Below are 25,757 nucleotides of genomic sequence, written 5' to 3' on the forward strand. Positions count from 1 at the left end.
TTATTTTGGGTTTCTTCGGGTGAGAACGGGGCGGGAAAAACCCGCCCAAAAGTCTAACTAAAACAGAATAATATCATCGGAATTCAAGGATGTTACGCCTGTAATTCCCTCTAATTTAGCTAGAATTCGAGAATCATTTCCTGATGTGTTATTCCCATTGCCATCATAGATTAAGTAAGTATCCTTACCATTATCAAAGGCAAATAGACTAGGGTTATTTGTAGGCAAGACATCGGTTGAAAGATTCGTTTGTACACTGAGGAGAATATTAGCTGCATCTGCAATTAAACTGGTTGATACGCTAATTTGATCACCCCCCACTTGACCCAAACCTTCAAAATTGTTAATGGAATCATAGAAACCACTGCCAATTTGAGTCGTAATTGCAGTTCCCACCGCATTAAAAGCAGTACCGCCTCCATCCAGTGCATCGCTATAAATAAACAGGTCTGTTTCCCCTAAGTTACCAATGAGGCTATCTCGTCCTAAACCCCCAAACAGGTTATCTTGTCCCGCGCCTCCATCGAGAAGGTCGTTTCCACTTCCCCCCGATAAACTATCATTACCATCATTTCCCCGCAGGCTGTCATTCCCCTCTAAACCGACGAGGGTATCATTTCCCCCCAAACCATTAAGGTTATCGCCAAAATTTCCTCCCGTTACTAAGTTCGGAGTTTCATCGGCTAAGGGTAATAATTCAATATTAATCTGACCTGTCGCCGTCCCCCCTTGACCATCACTAATCGTGTAGTTGAAACTATCCACCCCGGTATTACTTCCCAAACGAGTATACTGAACTGATGATCCCGATTGAGTCACTAACCCTTGGGCGGTGGGAGGATTATCCACAGAAGTCAACGTCAGGACATCTCCATCGGGGTCACTATCGTTATCTAACGGAGAAATCGGGAATTGGATGCTATTATTGGTAAAAATTGGGCCATCAGTAACAGCAACAGGTAAATCATTAACCGCCGTAATATTAATCGTAACCGTTTGACTGACCGCAGGATTTTCACCGTCACTCACGGTATATAAAAATACCCCGGCTGAACCATTAACATTAGCTTTTGGTACAAATTCTAACTGACTAATTTCAGCACTCGTTAAGGTTTGACCAATAATAATAGAGTTAGTTTGACCCGTAATACGGACGATTCCTTTAGTGCTATCAGGAATACTATTAACAGTAATAATTAACGGGTCATTATTGGGATCAACTGGGGATGAAATTCCCAAATTCTGAGTTATATCTTCAGTAATATTAACGGTCGTATTCCCTTGAACTACTGGAGGAAGATTTAAGCCAGCAATTCCAGCAAAGTCATTAACATTAAGGGTTGTCACACCATTAACGTTGTCTAATTTTGCCAAAATTCGAGAATCATTACCCGTTGTATTATCACCATTACCATCATAAATGAGGTAAGTGCTACTGCCATCATCAAAAGCAAATAGACCCGGATTTGTACCCGGAATCACATCTGCGGTAATATTGGTTTGTACCGTTGTGGCAATATTGGCAAAGGATTGAATCACCGTTGTGGCAAAATTAATCTGATCTCCGACCGCAGCCCCTAAGCCTTCAAAATCGGTGATAGTATCATATAAAGCACTTCCAATTTGAGCTTTAATCTCTGTATTAGAACTTGCATTAAAACCCGACCCACCGCCATCATTAGCAGTTTCATAACGAAATTGGTCGCTTCCCTCATTTCCAGTCATCGTATCCGGGGTTAAACCGCCATTCAGGGTATCCTCTCCAATTCCTCCCTGTAACAGATCTGTTCCGCTTCCCCCTGATAAACTATCATTACCATCATTTCCCCGCAGGGTGTCATTCCCCCCCAAACCGCTTAGGGTGTCATTTCCCCCCAAACCATTGAGGTTATCGCTAAAATTTCCTCCCGTTACTAAGTTCGGAGTTTCATCGGCTAAGGGTAACAATTCAATATTAATCTGACCTGTCGCCGTCCCCCCTTGACCATCACTAATCGTGTAGTTGAAACTATCCACCCCGGTATTACTTCCCAAACGAGTATACTGAACTGATGATCCCGATTGAGTCACTAACCCTTGGGCGGTGGGAGGATTATCCACAGAAGTTAACGTTAGAGCATCTCCATCGGGGTCAGTGTCATTGGCTAAGGGAGAAATCGGGAATTGGATGCTATTGTTAGTAAAAATTGGGCCATCGGTAACAGCAACAGGAGGCTGATTTAAAGCAATCACCGTAATGGTACTTGCCGCTGTATTACTATTGCTCGTTCCATCATTCACCTGAACCTGTACTAGGCGGGTGGTGGTATTGGGAGGATTAGCTGTATTGTTATAAACAACTTGTCCAATGGCGGTTTGATAAGCCGCTAGTGAGGCATTCCCCGTTAAGGTTAAAATTCCGGTGGTGCTGTTATAACTACTGGCGGTAATCCCCGAAGGTAACGAACCATTAGCTGATAAACTTTCCCCACCGCCATTGAGTGGATTTGTTACAGTAATTGTGGCGGACTGGATGGTGGTATTGTCTGCATCCGTAATTACAATACTACTCCCACTCGCGATCGCAACAGCAGGTTGTCCTTGTTGAAAGGCTACTTGGGTATTATTTCCCGCTTGGCTACCATTTAAGTCTAGGGTTGGGGGTTGATTGGGATTAACAGTAATGTTAACCGTCGCGCTACTGGTTCCACCCTGACCATCACTAATGGTATACAAGAAACTAGCCGGCCCTGTATAGTTATTGACTGGGGTAAACAGAACATTTCCATTACTGAGGGTAACCGTCCCATTTGTGGGATTACTAACTTGTGTAATGGTTAACGGATCATTATTCGGATCGGTATCATTTGCTAAGAGAGTGGAAGAGGATATTGTTAAGAGTTGATTTTGCGTTCCCACCACACTATCATTCACCGCATTCGGTGGCTGATTCGGCTGATTAATATTAATATTAACCGTCGCGCTACTGGTTCCGCCCTGACCATCACTAATGGTATACAAGAAACTAGCCGGCCCTGTATAGTTATTGACTGGGGTAAACAGAACATTTCCATTACTGAGGGTAACAGTTCCATTTGTGGGATTACTAACTTGAGTAATCGTTAACGGATCATTATTCGGATCGGTATCATTTGCTAAGAGAGTGGAAGAGGATATTGTTAAGAGTTGATTTTGCGTCCCCACCACACTATCATTCACCGCATTCGGTGGCTGATTCGGCTGATTAATATTAATATTAACCGTCGCGCTACTGGTTCCGCCCTGACCATCACTAATGGTATACAAGAAACTAGCCGGCCCTGTATAGTTATTGACTGGGGTAAACAGAACATTTCCATTACTGAGGGTAACAGTTCCATTTGTGGGATTACTAACTTGAGTAATCGTTAACGGATCATTATTCGGATCGGTATCATTTGCTAAGAGAGTGGAAGAGGATATTGTTAAGAGTTGATTTTGCGTCCCCACCACACTATCATTCACCGCATTCGGTGGCTGATTCGGCTGATTAATATTAATCGTACTAGAAGCTGTTTGGGGGCCACCACTACCTGTATTTCCGTTATCCGTTGTCACAATTTGGAGAGTTGCCGAGGTATTCAAGGATGCAGGAGGTGCGAACGTTAAACCATTAAGAGCCGTATTAATATTTTCCAGACGACCTACTAAGGTTACTGTTGTTGTTCCATCGCCAGAAATTTCCACATTAGCCGGTGTTGCACCCAAGGTTAAAGTTCCCGTACTAGCTGTTAAGGTAACTTGAATCGGGTTTCCATCAGCATCCGGGTCACTAATCAAAATTTGATTATTATTAGCTTGACTAAATACAATCGGTTGACTACCATTTGTTAATTGTGTTCCTGGAACCGTATTAACGGGAGGATTATTAACCGCATCAATAGTAACTGTGCTAATTGCAATATTACTATCATTTTCATGATCCGTAACGACTACATCAATGATTCGATTTTCAGGATCAGGATTTTGGGAAGTATTACTATAAACAACTTGAGACAGTGCAATTTCATAGCTAGAAATGGGTGCTGTTCCGGTTAGGAGAATAATTCCTGTTGTCGGATCATAAGCTCCTGCTGTAATCCCTGAAGGTAAGGCTCCTTGTATTGACAAACCTTCTACGTCACCATTGGGACTATTAATTAAAGTAATCGTTGCTGAAGTCAAATCTGAATCATCTGCATCAAGAATACTCACACTTCCAGTAATTGCGACCGGAGTTGTCCCTTCCACAAAAACAGTGCTGTAATTATTGCCCGGTTGGGAACTATTAAGATCTAAAATTGGAGGCTCATTAATAGATATAACTTCAACGGTAATAGTAGCCGTTCCCGTTGCTCCATTATCATCTCGGATTTGATAATCAAATGTATCTAAACCAGAAAAATTTTTATCAGGAGTATAAGTAATCATTCTACTATCCCGATTTAAAACTGCTGTCCCATTAGACGGTTGAGTAACTTCTGTCACCGTCAGCAGTCCAACCCCTGTGTCATTACTGGTGATTGTATTAGAGGGAATCTCCAATAAACTATTTTGTAAACCCGATACCGTATCATTTTCAGCCTGCAAAACGGCTGGAGTTGGGGGTTCAACCGGAGGAGGTGTGGGTTGAGAGGGAGTTGGTATGGGTGGAGTGGTTGGGGTCGTGGTCGGTGGAGTGGTTGGGGTTGGGGTCGGTGGGGTTGTTGGGGTTGGGGTCGGTGGGGTTGTTGGGGTTGGGGTCGGTGGGGTTGTTGGGGTTGGGGTCGGTGAGGTTGTTGGGGTTGGGGTCGGTGGGGTTGTTGGGGTTGGGGTCGGTGAGGTTGTTGGGGTTGGGGTCGGTGGGGTTGTTGGGGTTGGGGTTGGGGGAGTTGTGGGAGGAAGAGGGACAGTGGGGTCAAGAACAAAGTTAGATTCGCTTAAGGTAGTCGCATTAACCCCTTGTAAAACCGCTAAAAATTCACCCGTATTTTTATCTTTGATAATTGTATTACTGGCATTGGAGGCTTGACCTTGGGAAATTTCGAGATCTTGGAATGTTAATCCTCCCGATAACCCAAGCTGATCAGTTGTGGTAAAATCTGTAATAATATCTGCTAATTCAATACTGGTTCCGCCTGTAGTTCCTGTAATAAAGCTGCCCCCATTGGGAGCTTGAGTAATAACATAACCCAAAACAAAAATATCATCTCCCGCACCTCCAGTCAGGGTGTCTACTCCGGCTCCCCCTGCTAATAAATCATTCCCCCCATCACCGGAGAGGAAATCTCGACCTTTACCGCCATTGAGAATATCTTCCCCCGCACCTCCATATAAACTATCCGCTCCATTATCTCCATTGAGAACATCATCTCCGGCATTTCCAAACAGTTGATCGTTATCATCACCGCCAGAGACAGTATCATTTCCTAAATCTCCGTAGAGGATATCCGCCCCTTGACCTCCGACTAAACTATCGTCATCTCCGCCACCAAAGAGTTGATCATCTCCCGCACCGCCACTCAAGAAATCCTGACCAGAATTTCCTGATAAAATATCGTCTCCATCTCCTCCGTTAACGCTATCATTACCCACTTCACCCGATAGCGTATCATTACCTTTATCCCCATAGAGGAGGTCATCTTCGCCTCCCCCTCGGATACTATCATTGCCTTGGCCACCATATAAACTATCTGCCTCGGTTCCGCCATTCAAGGTATCATTATCTCGATCACCGAAAGCCAGATCACTCCCGGCATCACCGAAGATCAAATCATCCCCTTGACCTCCACGCAAACAGTCATCATCAGCGCCTCCGACAATGGCATCATTTCCTTCATTACCATTAATTTGATCTTGTCCTGCATCTCCTTGTAGAAGGTCATTTCCTCCTAAACCAAAGATACTGTCATTTCCGTCTAAGCCAGAAATCGTATCATTTTGATTACTTCCCAGAATCGTATCATCACCTTCTGTACCTGTGCCCGCACCTTGAATCCGAATGGGTTGGGACTCGCTGGGGCTAGGACTAGGGGTGGCTGTGGGACTGGGTGTGGCTGTGGGACTGGGTGTGGCTGTGGGACTGGGTGTGGCTATGGGACTGGGTGTGGCTGTAGGGCTAGGAGTTGCAGTTGGACTGGGAGTTGCTGTAGGGCTAGGGGTTGCAGGGGTATATCCATCGGGAACAAAAATTGTACTTCCGGCTGGCCCTGCTTGAATCTCTCCTGTTGTTTGACCCTCTAAAGTTTGATATTGACCATCTGCTGTTTTGGCTAAATAAACAGGTGTATTCGTTTCAATTGATATCGCTTCTAAAATCGGTTCATCCGGTACAAAAAGCACTCCCCCAGCAGCCCCAGGTAAAGTTGTTCCGATGCCACTAGAAAGGGGGACTAAATTTTGAATATTTCCAGGGAATGTTTCAAATTTACCCGAAAATTCTGTGGTCGGAAAAATTAAGATTCCATTTCCTGTATTGTACAAACCATTACTCGGAGAAATTCTTAAGGCTAAAGTAGCAGGAGTTGTATTGATAGCAGAACTTGTCATAAGATTAAGTAATTAGTAATCAGTAATTAGTAATCAGTAATTAGTCGTAGGGACAGGTTCATCCAGATGAGTGATTATTCACAAAGATCTAAGAGAACCTGCCCTTACCAGCTATTTGTACCAATAGTTAATCGTCAACTGTCAACTAGATAATGACAAAATCACTAGGCGTAATTAAGGTACTAATATTGCTGGTTGCTGGATCAATAGACGGTAAAATTCCTAAATCAAAAGCCGGGAGACTATCATCACTTAAATTTGGATCATAGCCCATCACATAAGCACCCGGGAAAGCGGCATAAGACAAGTTATTGCGATAGACAAAGAAAGCGGCAGTATCACTGGAACCTTTTTGATTTTTCAAAGCTGCATTGACCGCTTGAACATTATCAAAGGTATCTTGGAAAATGATCACTTGTTTATTACTAATATCATCCCCTGTAGAACCCAGATTAGAAACGATTATTCCTTGTAGAGGAACAACGGTTCCTTCTGCGGTGGTAAAACCGGGGAAACCAAGAGAACTAAACAGGAATCGATCATCGCCATTAACATTAAATTCTGTGATCACATCAACGCCTTCTGCGGGAGCTAAATAGTAGTAAGAATTATTACCCACATTCCCAATTAAACTATCAGCCCCGGAGCCTCCAGCTAAGGTATCATCATCTTCACCACCAAAGATTGTGTCATTGCCACCATCCCCAAAGATGACGTCATTACCAATTCCCCCAAACAAACTATCTAAGCCATCTCCAGCATAGATAGTATCTTCTCCAAAATCACCCAAAATCGAGTCATTTCCAGCTTCACCAAAGATGGAATCATCTCCCGTTCCTGCTGAAACGCTATCTGCCCCTGAACCACTACTAATAGTATCGTCTCCATCTCCACCGGTGATAGAATCATTGCCATCACCAGCAAAAATGGTGTCGTTATTCTCTCCGGCATCAATAGTATCGTTATCTGCACCCCCGAGAACTAAGTCTCGACCCACTCCGGCAAAAATTAGGTCTTGTCCTTCTTCTCCATACAGAGAATCATCTCCAGCATTTCCAGTGAGGGAATCATTTCCACTGCCCCCTAAAAGGGTATCGTTCCCAATACCACTAATGAGAATATCATCATTATTCCCACCGGAGAGTAAATTACTATCATCTCCAGCAACTAAGGTGTCATTCCCATCTTCTCCTAACAAGGTATTGCGACCTGCACCTCCATCCAGAGAGTCATTTCCTTGACCTCCAAATAGAGAATCATTCCCAATTTGACCCAGGAGAATATCGTCTTCTTCATCTCCTTGCACAACATCATTTCCTTCTCCCCCATCGAGAGAATCTCGTCCGCTTCCTCCTTGTAAAACATCTCGGTTGCCTAGTCCTAAGAGGGTATCATTTCCAGCAAATCCTCTGATATTTTCACTTAAACCACTACCTGTAATGAAATCATCGCCGTCCGTACCGGAAATAATATCATCAACAATGGTGATACTAAAGGCATTCTGGGTTGTCGTCCCAATGTTATCAGTGAGAACGAAAAGAAAGTCGTCTTCTCCTGATAGATTTCGAGAATTATATTCAATGGAACCGTTGTTAATATTTTCTTGAGTAAACCTCTCTCCCACATTAATAACTTGAGGTGTAGACCCGATGGCTTGTAAATTCCCTAAGCTGGGTTCTTGAGTAATTTGGTAAAAAATTTCATTCGGGGGATTATCAGGGTCTACTGCCAAAAGATTTCCAGCAGTAAGATTTTCCACATCATTAAGCGCAATAATAATCCCATTATTCACTAATAATGTCGGGGGAACATTAACAGTGATTAAGACTTGAGCCGTGGACGTTAAGCCATAACTGTTTTGAATGGTATAGGGAAAGGTTGATGGCCCTGTAAAACCTGGAATAGGGGTGAACGTAATATTTCCTCCAGAGGTAATCGCTACACTACCATTGGCAACTGTCCCGGTACTGACTAACGTGAGTTGACTTCCTTGGGGGTCGGTGTCATTTACTAACACGTTAAAGGTGACAGAACCATCGGGAGTTCGTTTTACGGTGTCATTTTGAGCAATGGGGGGTTGTAACGGGGGAGTGGTTGGCGTCGGTGGAGTCGTTGGTGTGGGAGTTGTTGGTGTGGGTGGTGTTGTTGGGGTGGGAGATGTTGTTGGTGTGGGTGGTGTTGTTGGAGTCGGTGGTGTTGTTGGAGTCGGTGGTGTTGTTGGTGTGGGTGGTGTTGTTGGAGTCGGTGGTGTTGTTGGAGTCGGTGGTGTTGTTGGAGATGGAGTTGGAATCGGAATAATCGTACCGGAAATGGGAGTAAAACTATCCGCGTTGATGGTGGTGCTATTTACCCCAATGAGAACGGCAATATAATCTCCTGCACTGCCGTTTCTAATAATCGTATTCCCGGCATTTTCAGCACTTTGGGTAATCGATAAGTCACTAAATTGTAAACCCCCAGCTAAACCAATGCGATCGCCCAATTCAAAATCATTCACAATTTGAGCGTCTTCTAAATTCCCTCCTCCACTTTCGGGAGTCATCACGAAGGTATCATTTCCTGAGCCACCTGTGAGGGTATCAATGCCTTTACCACCCCAGAGAAAATCATCTCCAGTTTCACCCGAAATTTGATCATCTCCTTCGCCTCCGAAGGCAGTATCGTTACCAACGCCACCAAATATTGTATCGTTGCCTTGATTTCCTTGGAGACTATCAGCACCGTCATTTCCAAACAACAAGTCTGCTTCGTCTCCGCCTGTTACCGTATCATTTCCAGCATCCCCCCAGAGGACATCACTACCTTTATCTCCATAGACAAGATCATTGCCTTCTCCACCTCTAACACTATCGCCTCCTTGACCTCCATAAAGGCTATCATTTCCCAAATTCCCAATGACGGTATCGTTTCCGAGTTGTCCTAATCCAGTATCATCTCCTTCACTACCATCGAGAAAATCATTATCCTTGCCGCCATTGAGTTCGTCGTTACCTTCTCCTCCGGTGAGGCTATCATTTCCTTCATTACCGTAGAGGGTATCATTGCCTTCATCCCCTCGAAGTTCATCATTTCCCGCTAAACCAAAGATGGTATCGTCTCCACCTAAACCGTTGATCACATCATTTCCAGAGGAACCTGTAATATAATCGCTGGTTTCTGTTCCTTTACCAATTCCTTCAATAATAATCGGGCGATTCCCCGCTAACACTTGAATAAAAACTTGGGCTGGGGCGGTTCCTTGTTCAATCGTATAACTAAAACTATCGACTCCAAAAAAATTCGGGTCAGGAGTATAAGTAAAAATTCCAGCCCCATTAAACACTAAAGTTCCATTAGAAGTTGAGCTAAATTGAGCAATACTGATACTGGTTCCACTTCCTCCGGGAATAGAATCATTTTCCAGAACATTAAAAAAAGTTGCTTGTTCAAAGTTCGTCTGAAAAAAGTCATTATTAGCAATCGGAGCCGGATTTGTCCCGCCACTTCCAGAAGGTGTAGGTGTAGGGGGTGTGGTGGGGGATGTGGTGGGGGGTGTGGTGGGGGATGTTGTAGGAGGTGTTGTGGGGGTGGGAGATGTTGTGGGGGTGGGAGATGTTGTTGGGGTGGGTGCTGGGGGATTTTGAGGGACGAAAATTACATCACCATTGGCACCAGGTAACGTTTCTCCAACTAACCCGGTGAAGCTTTGAAAGATACCCGGAAGTTCTGTCGGAAAAATTAACAGGGTTTCCTCTGTATTAATAACTCTGGCCCTAACAGTATTAATTGCTGCACTTGTCATTTCTTAGTCTCCTCATGAATAAACCCAAGCAATCAAATTAACTCCTTACACCCCAACCTCGTTTCATTTATAGCATTCCCAGAAGGGTTGATGATAGTAACATCAATTTCTATAAATTTATCGAATTCAATTGTTTACCTGAAAACAAACATAGCCAACTCCATTTTAATATTATTAGTAAAATTTTTCTATTTCAAAAATGAGTAAGCCTCCTTGCGGAAGCCTTCCAAAATTGAAAATTGTTGATTCAAAATGATGAAGAACTTAGAAAAAGAAAGAAGAAAAGTTAAAACTTGCACTTCATTGATTTTAAGTCCTTGTGTGAGATTTTATAGGTTAGTCTGAAGGTTAAATTTACCTTCTAGGGTGACTGTTTGGGTAGATGATCCTGTGCAAAAGTGGCGTCCCAACACTATCTCCTATATTATCTTATTTTTTCGCTTGTTCAATTTGAACCAATCGAAACCTAATATTCCCCAACTTACAGTTCAATAATAATCCTGATTACTGATAACTGATAACTGATAAAGGGGGCCCAGTTGTTCTTGGCCATTAACCGCTAAATCACTGTGACACAGAATTAAGCGATCGCTGACCCGACTCAACAAATCTACAATAATACGACGTAATCGTTGTAGATCAGCTTCCAACCCCTCTTCCACTGTCCAGGGACGATGCTCTCGTTCCCTTAAAAACAGGGGTGCTCCCCACAGAATACTTGCTCCCCCACTTAACCACAAGGGAGATCCTACATCAAGCCAAAAGTGCCAACGATGGGATGCTCGACTGGCCCGATATTGGAAAATCGTTCCTAAAGTCACCCCCCCAGGTTTAATCCCCAAACTGGATATCGGATAGGGATTCGCAGAAACGACTCCTAGGCGCAATAACTGAATAAACTGACCCACTTGTTCTGAAGGGGTAACACCAGTTTGCAGTTGTAAACGATTCTGCACCTCCCAATAATGAATTGCCGTTTCCATTAACTCTCGCAGGACGGACAATTGATCGGGTCTTAAACTAGAATCATGAATTAAAAATTGCTGAATTCCCCGGTCTAACAGCACCACCGGACTGGCTAAGAGTCGTTGTTGATACTGTTGTTGTTGAACTTCAATCCAATGCAGAATCTGTTGGTAAGCTTGGGTCGCTTGATATCCCAACCGATCCCAACGGGGAAAAGCCGTCACCGGAAGCAACCGAGGATTTTCCCAATCTGGCACAAAACAATGATCCGCCAACAGACCAGCCCGTACAGGGTCAATCACAGGGGTTGACAATTCCCTGTTCCCTGTTCCCTGTTCCCTGTTCCCTTCATAACTGAGGGTGACAAGCATTTCTGCGATCGCATCTCGGTGGACAAGGCGACCATTTCCCGGATAAATCAAGGCCATGAGAGTTAATAAAGCTCGAACCAGGGGAGAACTGACGAGGGGACGTTGTTCTTGCATCGACTCCACCGTAATACCTGCATGGTTGAGCAGTTCTCGTAAGGTATAACGGGCAATGGCATCTAAACCGGGAGCAATAACGGCAATTTCATCGGGTTGTACTTGACCTGTTTTTACCCCAGCAATAATCTGTTCAGCCGTTTGTCGCAGTAAATCAGCCCGTGATAGGGTTTGAATTGATTTAATATAAGGAGAAAATAAGAGGGAGTCAGGAAAGGCGATCGCATTTTCAAAGACTAATTCCAAAATCGGTTGCGCCAGGTATTTCCCTAAACCCCTGGGTGAATCTAAGGTTTCCACACGACAACGGGATTGTAAACTGGCGAGGTCATTGGGATCAGCCCCTAACCCCAACCGTACAGCCCCCTTTGGATTGTAGGTAAATGCAGCCATTTTTCCCTGCTCCAGAAAGAACTCAAACAAGTGGCGAGCGAGGGCGGGATATTCATCCACATCATCAGCTAAAACCACTGGATATCGACGCAGTAAGTGTTTTTGATAGATGGGATGATGCAGCAGGTGTTGACCATAGAGGTCTGCAATTATCCCATAGGTGAGTAACCCCCGTTCTAAACACCAGTTTTGCCACTGTTTCAACCAAAAACCGATTTGTTGATTCAGGGTTTCTATTGTCTGTCTGCGGGAGTCAAACCCCTGCTGTAAAATCTGAGGAATGTCTTCAATGGAGGTTCGACTCAGAGCAGCCAGTTGTAGAAGATCCAAGACTTGGCGCACCCTACGATTAACGCTAATCCCTGGACGTTCTAAGCTGTGGATTTCTAGATCACGACTCCAAAGTTGCAGCGCAAGTTCCTGTTCAGTTTCAGGACGTAATCGCAGGGGAAATTGAGCTTTTAACCCTAACTTTTCGACTAATAGGGGCCAAAATAGAATCACTTCATCTTGAAAAAAGCCTAAAGGGGTTGTGGAGTAAAAAGAATATTGTCCCTGGGGTGTAGTGGTCAAACGCTCTGCTAAGACCATCCGATTATCACTATTAGCCGCAAAAATTAAGGTCGTCGTCCCCGTGAGTTGAAGCTTTAATCGGCTTTTTTCCGTTTTCTTTTTCCCCCGTTGGGGGTTGGGGCGTGTTCCCAATACAGGTGTCCATTCACAAAATAACTCAATGAGGCGAGTGGTTTTGCCACTACGGGAACCTCCAGTAATCCACAAAGCAGGAGACAGCACAGCAATCCGATAGAAATTTGCTAAGATATCCCGTACATTGTACCGATCAAAAAGACAGTAGACAGCAGACAGGACAGAGCAAGTAGGAGGCAACAGTCACAAGTCATACGATAGGGGACACTTGAAGACTCCTGACTGATAACTGATAACTGATAACTGATAACTGAACTATGACGACTTCTAGCTCTAATTTCGTAAAACGATGGTTTGGGAATGCGAATCAATGGTTCCGTGATACACCCGAACGGGCTTTGGATCAAGCTTATGATGCGGCTTTAAAGATTCGTTCCCTGGAAAATGAGCATTTTCAAGGAGAAAAAATTCCCTCGGAATCTCATGCTGAATATAGCGATCGCGCTTTGGCTTATTTTAATTCTGAATTAAAAAAACATCTCAAAATGATTCAGACTCGCTTAATGGTATTTAATGCTAGTCGTTCGGTTTTGGGATTATCTGAACAACTCAATCCGGCCTCAACGGTGAACGGTAAAATTACCCATAATCTGGAACGAAATGGTTCATTACCTGACTCTAAAATTATTTCTATTATCTGTGAAAAGCTCGATTATATTGATACGGTGATTTCTCGATACCACCCCATGCCACCGGAAGATTCCGTTGCTTTAATGAACGCGCCTACGAATCAATCTCTATTGCTACCGAACACAGTTATTAATCAAGATCTTAGCATTACAAATGCTCCGGGAACAAATAAATCTTTGAATAATGGAAGTCCGACTTCGAGTTCAGGAAAAACAATTCAACAGGATTTAACGACTAAACCTTCCCCCAGTGTTCTTCCTCGATCTTTACTGAGAACTTTAAATCGGGTTCAACAGGAACTCAGACCAGAATCTGAGTTTGAAATGATCCAAAACTATCGAAAATCTAAAATCAAAACCCTTGTTTCTATCCGATTTGTTTTATTGTTAATTTTAATTCCCTTACTCACGCAACAATTGGCTAAAAATTTTGTAGTCGGCCCCCTTGTGGATCGAATTTTTACCAATCAAGAGCAAACGCCTATTTTTCTGAATGTTAATATGGAGGAGGAAGCTTTTGTTGAACTTCAGCATTATGAACAACGGCTGAAATTTCAAACCTTAATTGGTCAAGCTCCTCCCCTAACCCCACAGGAACTCGATGAAAAATTAGAGGAAAAAGCCAAAGAATTAGCGGAAGAATATAAAGTTGACGGAAGTAACGCCATCAAAAATGTTTTTGCTGATATTATCGCTGTTTTCATGTTCTGTTTTGTGCTAGTTTCAAACCGGAAAGAGGTAGAGATTCTGAAATCCTTTATGGGGGATTTAATTTATGGATTGAGTGATAGTGCTAAAGCGTTTATCATTATTTTATCCACCGATATGTTTGTGGGGTTCCACTCTCCCCACGGTTGGGAAGTAATATTAGAAAGTACAGCGCGACATTTTGGACTCCCTGAAAATCGGGATTTTAATTTTCTGTTTATTGCTACTTTTCCGGTTATCCTAGATGCGGTGTTTAAATATTGGATTTTCCGATATCTCAACCGCAGTTCACCTTCTGCTGTTTCTACCTATAAAACGATGAACGAGTAAGGGTTATTGCATTATTCCAGAATGGCAACACGGGCATAATTTAGCCCACTAACGCCCGGAAGGGGATCAACGATTCCAAATTCAATTTGAGAATTTACCCACCCTTCCCGATGCAAATAGCGAAAATATTGTTCATATTCTTGCCATTCTTCTTCTGTTGAATAAACTAGGGTTAGCATTCCGGGTTGGGTAATGCGAATTTTGGTGTCTTTATCCACGCCTTTATCAATCCGTTTTTTAACAATCTCATACCGGATATCACGGGTTCCTCGAACAGCAAAAATACCTTCGGTATTCTCATCATGAAAAATATCAATCGGGGTATATTGGACTAAGACTAAATGGGCTAAATCTAGGGTTATTTTTTGTTCTGATTTTAAGCGAAATATCCTGCGGGCGCAATCACACATTGCCCTCAGTTGTTCATATCTTAAACTGCGGATATGAAAGGAGGTAAACCGAGAATCAATGGACTTTCCAACATAAATAATATGATCCATTCCATCACTAAATTCCATTTCACAATAATGGGGAAGAATAGCCTGCATTTGCTCTTGCCAGTGTGTCCAAACTTGTTGTAAATGATAGGTAATTAGGTTTAACATTTCATCATAGTAAGATCGGGCAGTATAAACACATCCATGTTCATTGTTACAAGCTTCTTTATACTGTTTTAAAGCAGTTTGTACCTTGGGACTACACTGAGAAAAACAATCAAAATAAATTTCTAAATGCTCTTTCAAATAATCCGTTGAACTCATTTCAATTTCAACATTAATTTCTGTTTTAAGTTGAGTAATATAGTCTTGTAAATCCAGTTTAAGCTGTTCTCCTAATGAGGATTTTTGAGTTTCACATAAAGCTTCTACAATATTAATAGCTAATTGAAATTGTTCTAGTAAATCTACCTGAATCGCCCGATTTCGTTGTTCCGATGAACCTCGAATATCAGAAATTCCATAGAGAGGATAAACGGTTTCAAAGATAATTGTTTCGGGTTGAAATCCCCAACTCCGGCGCTCTGCTTCTTGTAAAAATCGCCATTCAACGGAAGGATGAATATTGCGTAAGTTTGTGAATTGTTCTTGTAAACAATGGCAGAATGCTGTAATAAAAGCTGGGATTAATTGATAGGCATTTTTAACATCACTTAAGGTAAAATGGTTGGGGTGATCACTCGTTAATCCTACCACCCCTAAAATTTGTTGACTTCCTTGTAAATTAACGGATTGAATCACTAAGGGAATTAATAAAACCGAACGTATATTTAGCTTTCTTAAATAGCGTTCACAATCTGTAAAACACTGTTGTCTCAGGTCGGGAATATTAATGACTTGATTGTCTTGAAGTGCTTGTAACATCGGAGAATCTTTTAAGGTATCCAGAGGATAAATGATGGGTTGGTGAAGGGGATTATTATTTAAACTCTGGGATAATTTGGCTTCTTGTCCTTGAATTCTCATGACTAAACAAGTTTTAACTCGAAATAAAGCTTGTAATTGTTGTTGAATATTTTCCCATTGCTGAGATTGGACTATTAAATCTCGACTAATTAATTGATGGGTAAGACGACGCATTTGTTCGGATTCTGTAATCTCTAATCCTTCTAACAAAAATACTCCCTTGACTTGATAGTTTTCTAAATTTAATTTTTGGGCAATGTCATCTAAATTTCCAGGTTTTAAAAACCAACTTTCTCGCTCAGAGAAGGGCATTAAGTTAAATTTAAACTCTGCAAAGTCATCGAGTTGAGAATTAAGTTTTGTGATCTGTAATAAATCGGAATTTAACCAAATTTGAATAAATCGTTGTTCTGAAGTATTAGCTGAATTTAAAATAGCGATCGCCGACTGATTAAAGAGTTGTAAAGATTGTAAATCAATGTCATAATATTGCTTCAGAATGTGATGTAAGAGATGATAACGATAGAGTTGTTCAAAGGTTAAACTATCCCACTGTTGAAAGAGATCTGAAATTTTAATATTTAAGCCGTTAAAGAGTCCGTCTTCAATTTTAGGATTTTTATTTTTTCCCAGCAACTTCGCCGATAATCCCGTTTCTGACCCTAATAAAGTTGAATGAATCTTATAAACTTGACAAAATAATTCATTTCCATAACGCAAGATTAAAGTTTGTGGCTCAATTACTGCCATCAACAGATGACTACAGCGCTGTAAATAGAATAACTGTTCTAAACTCTGTTTCCAATCCTGAAGGGGTTCAACTTTCTCGGACACGGTTAATGGTTCTGTAGACTCCGATGATACAGTATCTTTAGAAAGTTTACCGTTAGTCGAAACCGACTTAGAAATAGTCATAGCACAGCACCAAATTGGGGTGAAAGCTGAAGTTATCTCAATCTTCTACAGGTCGTATTTTTTTAGCTGCCCTATTTTCAGAAAGGTGCGAGGGCTATACCTATAATTTTATCAGGTTTTTGCCTGGGTGACAACCCCATCTGATTCCTAACCGCTTTATTTTTTTGTTAAATTAATAATAGCAAGAACTAACTCATCAGGTTCTATGGGTTTGGCGAGGTGAACTTGAAATCCAGCCGCTAGAGCTAAAGCCTGGTTCGTTTCTCCAGCATAAGCTGTTAAAGCGATCGCAGGAATGGATGATGTTTTTCTGACTTCTGCAATTAACCCATAACCATCCATTTCTGGCATCCCAATATCCGAGATTAACACATCCGGCGAAAATTCCGACATCAAACCCAAAGCTTCCCGTGCGCTGTTAGCAACTCTCACTTCAGCCCCAGCTTGTTCTAATATAAATTCGACTAAATCCCGAATATCAATTTCATCATCAACCACTAAAATTTTTAACCCCATTAAGTCAATTTCCTCAGTCTCTATTGTTGGAGATTGAGGTTGTTCCCGCTCATAAGCCATTAAAGGTAACTGGACGAGAAACACCGCACCTTGTCCTTCTCCTAAACTATCAACGCTGACTGTTCCTCCATGTAATTCTGTGAGATGGCGAACAATGGCTAATCCCAATCCTAAACCACCAAATTTACGAGTTGTTGTACTATCTTCTTGACGAAAATAGTCAAAAACAAAGGGTAAAAATTCAGAATTAATTCCTTTTCCCGTATCTTTAACTTGAATTTGAGCTTGACCTTCTCGACACTCTAATTGCACCTCGACAACGCCTCCAGAAGGAGTAAATTTAATCGCATTCGATAACAAATTCCACATCACTTGTTGCAACCGAGTTTTATCTCCTAAAACATTGATAAAAGATTGAGATTCCGGGAACAAAGCCTCGGGACTTCTCAAAACTTGTCGCAGAGGAATCACCCCCATACCTTCGCCGGGAATCACCTCAAACGTCACCTGAATTCCCTTTGCTTCTGCGGCTAATTTCACGGTTTCTAAAGCGGCTTGAATGGTGGAAATTAAATTAACGGGCTCCATATTTAACGCCATTTTTCCGCGTAAAATTCGAGAAATATCTAATAAATCTTCAATCAATTGGGTTTGTAATTTGGCATTGCGTTCAATCGTTTCCAGGGCGCGGGCGGTTCCTGCTGCATCAAATTTGCGAGTTTGTAACAGTTTTGTCCAGCCTAAAATCGGATTCAACGGCGATCGCAACTCATGGGATAAAACCGCTAAAAATTCATCTTTGATTCGGTTTGCAACTTCTGCTTCTTCCCGGGCGGCTCGTTCACGGGTTAACAGTTTTTCTCGCTCTTGTTCGGCTTGTTTTCGTTCAGTAATATCTCGACAAATCGCTTGTACCGTTGGTAAACCATTGAGGGTAAACAGAGTCGCACTGACTTCAACCGGAATTCGATGTCCCTGTTTGGTGCGATGCACCGATTCCACCACCAAACGCTTCTGCTGAAGTAGTTGTTCTATATTGGCTTGGGGATAAACCCAGGATGAACCCACAATATCCGCCACAGACATCGTAAGCAGTTCTTCCCGACTAAAGCCTAACTTGTTACACGCTTGTTGATTAACTTCGATAAACGTTCCGGGTTGGTAATCTGGCGTGAGATGGTACACCAGTACCCAATCTTCCATGCCATGAAATAAGGTAATAAACCGTTGTTCGCGTTCTCGTAGTTCCTCTTCGGCTCGTTTGCGATCGCTAATATCCAAAAACGCACCAATAACTCCCCGAATTTTCCCCCCCTCGTCGCGTAAGGGAACCGCCCGACCATAAATATACCGAACTTCCCCATTTTCAAAGACAAACTCAAATTCTGCCTCAACATCCTCCCCCGTGCGTCCCGCTATTTGCATGGGTAACTCTTCCAGGGGAATATCAACCCCCTGGTGTTGAATTGTGAATAAAAAAGGATAACTTCCATCTTCCGGGGTAGCCGTAACAATGCTACCAGACGGTAACTGTACCAATTGATGGGCAGCCCGGTTTGCTGTCATCTCATGACATTGGGGATCGTGGGCAACCCAAACCGCAGCCGGAACCGTTTCCATAAAGGTTCTCAATTCCTCAGCCCGTGCATTAGCCAAGGCTTCACTTTGGCGTAAGGCTAATTCCACTTGTTTATGGTCGGAAATATTAACCCCAGAACAAGTAACTCCGATGATTTCATCCTCCGTATTGCGTAGGGGTTCAATGGTTAAATCAAAATAATATTTCTGTTCCTGGATAATCAAACAAAGTTCCTCCCGTGCCCCGGTAGCGGTTTCTAAAACCTGGCGTTTGAGTTGAACCAGTTGGGATGCTTGTTCTTGTGGGAGTAAGTCAAAATCACTGCGACCGATAATTTCATCAACAGATTGTTGAAGAAAGGGATTATAAATCCAGGTGTAGCGTAAATTTTGATCTTGATTAAATAAAGTAATCGGTGCACTTTTAAGGGCAACTCGCAATCGTTCTTCACTTTGGAGTAAGGCTGCTTCTGATAATTTGCGATCGCTAATATCACTAAAAGAAATCGCCACACCATCACCAATTTTAACACACATATTCCGAAACCAACCCATAATTCCTTCCGATTGGTAACATAACTCAATATCGTGGGGTTCTCCGGTTTCTACTACTCGCACATAACGTTCAAATAAATCACTATTGGTTTTATTCCCTGGAAGCACTTCTAAAAGTCGCTGACCAATTAACTTTTCAATGGTTTGGTGTAAAACGTCAGCCGCTTTCGGATTAACATAAGTCCACTCAAAATCAATAATTTTGCCCGTTTCATCTCGCACACTTTGCAAAATAGTAAAGGCATCTAAGGATAATTCTTGAGCCACCCGAAATCGTTCTTCGCTTTGACGCAGGGAAACTTCAGCTTGTTTTCGTTCGGTAATATCTCGCCAATAAACGGCTAAACCTTCTTGATAAGGATAAACGTGGGCTTCATACCAAAATCCCGGATGAATCGTTGAAGTTTCAAAATGTTCTGCCTCCTGATTTTCCATGACTTGATGCAGTTTTTGAGCTTCAATAGATTTTAAAAAATTAGGATAAATTTCCCATAGGTTACACCCTAATAATTCCCCTCTGGTTTTCAAAAATAGCCGTTCTGAAGCTTGGTTAATATAGGTAAATCGCCACTGATAATCTAAAGCAAAAAAGCCATCGGTAATACTTTCGAGAATATCAATCACCTGGGCTTTTGTGGTATTTAATTCTTGTTCTCGAATCGTCGCTTCTTGTCGCAGTCGAGTAAGTTCTAAAATGGAGTGGACACGAGCTAAAAGTTCACGGGCTGAAAACGGTTTAATTAGATAATCATCAGCCCCGGCTTCTAAGCCTTCAATAGTCGCTTCTTCTCCAGCCCGAGCAGATAAAAGAATAATGGGGATTTCTTGAGTTCTGGGATCTCGTCGTAGGGTGTGCAGCAGTTCAAAACCATCTAATTCCGGCATCATAATATCAGAGACGACTAAATCCGGTTTCTGACGATGAATCGCTTCTAAGGCTGCTAACCCATGATGAACGCTTTCGACTTGATAGTGTTGACTCAACAAACGCTGCATATAATTCCGCATATCCCCATTGTCTTCTACCAGCAGAATGCGGGAAGTAGGGGATAAAAAAGGTTTTAACGGGGCGATGCAAGACGGATTTTCCCAACTCATTACCTCTTCTAAATAAGCTGTGGCTTCTAGGGGTGAGGAATTGTAGCGAGTTGTCTGACAAATCTGATCAGTATCCAGATGAGCGCAGCCAGAGGGAATGGACACGATAAAACAACTCCCTTCCCCTGGAATACTGCTAATTTCAATCGTACCTGCGTGCAACTGGACTAACTCTTTGACTAAGGATAGACCAATGCCCGATCCCTCATAGGTTCTGCCTTGCGCTTCGGAAACACGATGAAACCGTTCAAATACATGAGGAATGTCTTTGCTGCGAATCCCAATTCCGGTATCTTGAACATTCAGTTGAACGTGATCCCCCATCCACCGCAGAGACACTGTAATTTTGCCTTTGAAGGTAAATTTAAAGGCGTTTGAAAGGAGGTTGAGAACTATTTTTTCCCACATTTCCCGATCAATATAGATAAGTTCTGGGAGGGGAGGACAATCGATGATCAACTGCATTCCGGCTCGTTCAATAGCCGAACGAAACATACTTGCAAGTTCTGTGGTAAACCTTGATAAATCAGTGGGTTCATAAACCGCTTGAAATCGTTCGGCTTCCAAACTGGAAAAATCGAGGAGAGTATTCACGAGTTTGAGAAGTCGTAAGCTATTGCGTTTGGCGACTTGTAATTGTTCCTGTTGATCAAGGTTGAGAAGGTTGGGATTGAGGAGGGTTTCTTCGAGGGAACCCAAAATTAAGGTTAATGGAGTGCGGAATTCATGACTAATATTACTAAAAAAAGCAGTTTTGGCTCGGTTAAGTTCTGCTAAGGCTTCTGAGCGTTGTCGTTCGGCTTCGTAGGCTTGAGCATTGGCGATGGCGATGGCGACTTGATTAGCAATTAAATCAAAAAACCCCCGATAGGAGTCATCAAAGGCACGTCGGGGGCTGATTCCTAGGATTAAAAATCCGGCTAACTGAGATTGGGGCTTTTGGGTTAAGGGGATGACCATCGCAGCGTGGGGAGGTTCATTCCAAGTCGCCTTTGGTAACGTCTGGAACCGGGTGTTTAAGTCTTCTAATAGCAGCATTTCCCCAGTTTGGTTAACAAGATTTAACTGCCAAGGATCAGAATTTTCGGTTAAGTTAATCGGGGATAGGGCAATGGGATGATTCGGTTCTATTCCGGCGGTTCCCGCAAGATCAGCTTGTTTGCCATCTTGAATGCGATACAGCAGGGCGAAGGGGATATCCATGTTGTTAGATGTGATCGCCTCAATTGCACGCTGACAAGCTATTTCAACGGTTTTAGCATCGGTGGTGGCTGTGGCAATTTCTCGCAGGGTTTGCAGTCGTCGTTCTCCGATAATTTGTTCGGTGGTTTCGGTTACAGCACAAAAAATACCCCCGACTCCGCCACTTTCGTCGGTAATCGGACTATAGGAAAAGGTAAAATAGGTTTCTTCGGTATAACCGGAACGGTGCATGATCAGCATCAAATTTTCCGACCAGGTAGGCTGACCTGTATGCAGCACACTTTCGGCTAAGAGTCCCACGACATCCCAGACTTCAGCCCAACATTCTTTCGCAGATTGTCCGAAAAATTGGGGATGTTTTCGGGTTCCTAAAATGGGGCGATACGCTTCATTGTAGAGGTTAATGTATTCTTCGCCCCACCAAATAAACATCGGATAGCGAGAGTTTAAGATAATACTGACGGCGGTTCGTAAACTCTGAGGCCATTGTGACGGTGGGCCGAGAAGGGTTTTTGACCAATCTAAGGTACAGATTAACTGATGAATTTCCCCTTGCCCACTGAACGAATCTGTTGAGAGGTTAATGTTCACTCTTTTGAACCCCTATTTTAGTCCTTAGTCGGAAAAATATTGAGCCAGAAGATCCCGACTTCGTTGTTGCAGAGTTGGTTCTGGCGAAGCACTCATCTGATCAAGTAATTGCTTAATCTGATTTAAGGCTAAAGGTAGGGGTTTGGTTCGCCCATTCTCCCATCGATTGACACTTTGGAATGATACCCCTAATTTTAAGGCAAATTGAACTTGAGACAAATTCAGACACTGACGAGTTTCACGAATTAACTGTGCTACTCTTTGTTGCTCTGTAGCCTTCATAACAAAAGGTAAAAAGGATTAATAATTAGCTCGAACCATACCAGATGTTATATTAAACATAACATCTATCTAAAGATAGAGTTATTTTTTCCAGGTAAGGGTATTGATAACTGATAACTGATAACTGATAACTGATAACTGATAACTGATAACTGTATTAGTTAATATCTTGAACAATCCGAAAACCAGCGTGTTGATAGAAATTCGGACGAAACCAATTGCGATAATATTTTAAAGCTTCCGTGCCATTTGTGATCCAACAGCCTCCTAACATCATTTGATGTTGAGTATCAAAAAAGATAGCAGAATTATCTTCATAAAGAAAATGGGGTTCATACCCTGAAAGGGGGTTTAAATGATCACTCAACCATTCCCAAACATTCCCCCGCAAATCATAAAGTCCAGAGTAACTTTTTGCCGTTTCTAACAATCCCACCGGACTCGGTGAACCGAATTTAAAATTGAGATTATAATGGTCTACATCTTCGACTAAACCATTACCGTAAGTAGCAACATTGTACTCAGCTTCATTCATTAACCGAGTTCCTTCACCTTTCCAACGACAATAAGCCATTGCTTCATAATAATTGACTTCCGCCGGCCAATCTAACGGTACATCCATTTCATCAAACTGGGCGCGATATTTATAACTGCCCTTTTCTAATCGCCAAAATTTGGGATGTTGGATATTATTTTCAGTTTTCCATTGCCAAGATTTTTTATCCCAATAGTCTTGATTTTCGTAGCCACCCGCCTTAACAAAATCCAGGAATTCGCGATTGGTAATGAGATATTTACTCGCTAAAAAAGGTGCAACTTCAACAGTGCGTGAACCATAATCAATATCCCAACCATAAGTTGGATCATCAAAAGTTTTGCCCAGTTTTGCAATTCCACCTGCAACTTTTACCATTTCATTCTCAGGAGTGAAATTATTAGACGGGGCATATTTCCAGTCTGAAGGGCGTTGAACTCGCTCTAGGGGAAGCTGACGAAATAACATCGAAGAGGTTTCGACATGAATGCGCTGATGTTCAATTCCCATGATTAACGCCCACAGGGGATGATCGGGAAGAATTGGCAAAGTAATCGGCGTTTTTTCAATGAATTCTGATAGTCTTTCTAAGACTTGTTCTCGATATTTCCAAGTCGATGCAACCTCCGGCCATTCCGAATGGGCGATCGCTTGATTTAATTCGGTGGGTGTTGCGGGATCAACCCCAACTCCAAACAGAATTTCATAGTCTGGATTAAGGCTTTCTTCTAATAATCCAACGTGCATTAATTTATTGATATAGAAAGTCGCCGAATGCCCGAGATAAAAAATGAGCGGATTTCTCAAAGGGTCAGGATTCAGATAAAATGTATCTTCTCCGACTAAACTTTTTAGGAGCAGATCTTCGAGTTGCCAAGCATCCTGAAAATAGTTGAGAAGAGTTTTGCGATCGCAACAATTAAGTTTGGGAGGGGTATTAGATGTCAGAGTCTTCATGGTGGATGGGAATGAATGTTTCCTGAGAATTAAACCCGATTTTTTGGGGTTATATTCCTTGATTTTATCAATAAAGATGTCTCCTCCTATTAATTATTATTAAAACAGGGAGTAGAGATCAGGGTTAATTTTCTCTACTCCCTTTTAAGATTTATATCAAAAAAATTAATCTAGCTGACAGAAACGTCTACAACGGTTTGGTCACGGTTCACAGATTCAACTTCATTAACCTCTGTCCCTTGACGGGTTTGTTTGCGGCGGTTTAAACCTTCAATGAGTAATTGCGATACTTCAGTGACTAAAATGGTCGCAATTATCCCATCATCTAACCATCCGACAACGGGTAGAAAGTCAGGAGAAATATCAATCGGACTCACTAAATAAAGTAAGCTTCCTAAAATCACAACCCAACGATATTTTGTATTCCGTAGGGTAACGCGATACCAATTATAAAAGGATTGAATAAGATCTTTCATTTCACAGCCCTAATGTTGTCTACCTAATTTACATAATGACAAATTGAACTGGGAGCGAGAAGTGTAGAAAACCCTGTAGGGTTGTAGGGATGTTTCACCAGGGATTTTTCCGTAATGGTGAGGTTGTTAGATGTAGGGTTTTATTTTCAATCCCTAATTACTGATGACTGATAATCACCTGGACTTTTGCTCCTAAATCTAGTTTTAATTGTTGTTGAGCATTTCCCCCATTCATGGCAATTTCTAACCACTGATGAGAACCTACTAAGGCGACCAATTGACCTGATGGCAAATCTCCATAGGTTTGACCTTTTGGAATCAGACAAGATAAACCCGCAAGTTTATGTTGCTCTGTTTGCAATATTTTTTTAGAATTTTTCTTATTTTTAAGTTTATTTTTTTTCGGTTTGTGTTTTTTGTTTTTGGGCTTTTTCTTACCTTCGCTGATTGCTATATACCAGTTTTTATCCGCAACGGCTTCCCCAGGAATATTGGTGACTAAATTTCCAAACCCATCAATATATTGAATACATCCCTCTATGCCATCATCAGTCAATCGACAGGATGGTAAAGATAAGCGTACTAACGTTTTTAGGTCAATGAAGGTTCCCAATTGTTCTAGGGGAATACCAGAGGCTAAATGAGCACCAACCGCCGCAAAAATATCTCGACCGTGAAAGGTTGTACTCGGTTGAGAGGTTCGCCAATATTTAGGATTATTTAATTCAACAGCAATAATTTCCGGGGATTCTAAATGATTAGAATTAATGTCAATTTTAGACGTTAAAAAGGGTTCTAATAGTCCCGTTAATAATCCATTATCCGGCCCGACTAAATAGCTATTTTTAAATTTAATCGCGATCGCTCGTCGTTGGGTTCCTACCCCAGGATCAACCACAGCAATATGAACGGTTCCTTCTGGGAAATAGGAATAAGCATTCATTAAACAAAATCTGGACATAGCAATATTTTGAGGGGGAATTTCATGGGTTAAGTCAATGATATTAATTTGAGGATTAATTTGACTAATAACTCCTTTCATTACCCCGACATAAATATCTTTTGAGCCAAAATCTGTTAAAAGTGTTATGATTGGATAATTTGGTAACATTATAAACCTTAT

The 25,757-nt window shown here is 42.1% G+C and carries 10 protein-coding genes; 1 reads left to right on the top strand and 9 read right to left on the bottom strand.

All coding sequences use genetic code 11. The annotated features are described in order from the left end of the window. Positions 1 to 57: 57 nt before the first annotated feature. The 3 genes from NMK36_RS14285 to NMK36_RS14295 all read right to left on the bottom strand — a co-directional run bounded on the left by NMK36_RS14285 (position 58) and on the right by NMK36_RS14295 (position 12,951). The gene (locus NMK36_RS14285) at positions 58 to 6,525 is read right to left on the bottom strand and encodes an Ig-like domain-containing protein (protein ID WP_302184663.1); all 6,468 of its coding nucleotides are present in this window, start codon (positions 6,523 to 6,525) and stop codon (positions 58 to 60) included. Positions 6,526 to 6,670: 145 nt separating this feature from the next. After that, entirely contained in the window at positions 6,671 to 10,306 is a 3,636-nt protein-coding gene (locus tag NMK36_RS14290; protein ID WP_254174015.1) for an Ig-like domain-containing protein, read from the bottom strand. A 488-nt stretch (positions 10,307 to 10,794) separates the two neighbouring features. Continuing rightward, positions 10,795 to 12,951, bottom strand: coding sequence for a recombinase family protein (locus tag NMK36_RS14295; protein ID WP_254175190.1), 2,157 nt, complete (start codon positions 12,949 to 12,951; stop codon positions 10,795 to 10,797). Positions 12,952 to 13,115: 164 nt separating this feature from the next. Between NMK36_RS14295 and NMK36_RS14300 the strand changes: the two genes are divergently transcribed. Next, entirely contained in the window at positions 13,116 to 14,525 is a 1,410-nt protein-coding gene (locus tag NMK36_RS14300) for a proton extrusion protein PcxA (protein ID WP_254174016.1), read from the top strand. An 11-nt stretch (positions 14,526 to 14,536) separates the two neighbouring features. Here the strand turns inward: NMK36_RS14300 and NMK36_RS14305 are convergent, their stop codons facing one another. The 6 genes from NMK36_RS14305 to NMK36_RS14330 form a co-directional block, all read right to left on the bottom strand. Continuing rightward, the gene (locus NMK36_RS14305; protein ID WP_254174017.1) at positions 14,537 to 16,843 is read right to left on the bottom strand and encodes a GAF domain-containing protein; all 2,307 of its coding nucleotides are present in this window, start codon (positions 16,841 to 16,843) and stop codon (positions 14,537 to 14,539) included. A 156-nt stretch (positions 16,844 to 16,999) separates the two neighbouring features. After that, the gene (locus NMK36_RS14310; RefSeq protein WP_254174018.1) at positions 17,000 to 22,384 is read right to left on the bottom strand and encodes an ATP-binding protein; all 5,385 of its coding nucleotides are present in this window, start codon (positions 22,382 to 22,384) and stop codon (positions 17,000 to 17,002) included. Positions 22,385 to 22,408: 24 nt separating this feature from the next. Continuing rightward, a complete protein-coding gene (locus NMK36_RS14315) occupies positions 22,409 to 22,666 on the bottom strand; it encodes a helix-turn-helix domain-containing protein (protein ID WP_072720674.1) in 258 nt (85 codons plus the stop codon). A 157-nt stretch (positions 22,667 to 22,823) separates the two neighbouring features. Beyond that, complete coding sequence (gene ovoA, locus NMK36_RS14320; protein WP_072720675.1) at positions 22,824 to 24,158, bottom strand: 5-histidylcysteine sulfoxide synthase; 1,335 nt, start codon at positions 24,156 to 24,158, stop codon at positions 22,824 to 22,826. A 170-nt stretch (positions 24,159 to 24,328) separates the two neighbouring features. Continuing rightward, positions 24,329 to 24,634 (bottom strand): YkvA family protein, encoded by a 306-nt coding sequence (locus NMK36_RS14325; protein ID WP_072720676.1) that lies wholly within the window; start codon positions 24,632 to 24,634, stop codon positions 24,329 to 24,331. Positions 24,635 to 24,791: 157 nt separating this feature from the next. Next, positions 24,792 to 25,745, bottom strand: coding sequence for an SAM hydrolase/SAM-dependent halogenase family protein (locus NMK36_RS14330; RefSeq protein ID WP_072720677.1), 954 nt, complete (start codon positions 25,743 to 25,745; stop codon positions 24,792 to 24,794). Positions 25,746 to 25,757 lie beyond the last annotated feature (12 nt).

It is taken from the genome of Planktothrix pseudagardhii, from assembly GCF_904830925.1.
In the GTDB taxonomy this organism is placed as follows: domain Bacteria; phylum Cyanobacteriota; class Cyanobacteriia; order Cyanobacteriales; family Microcoleaceae; genus Planktothrix; species Planktothrix tepida.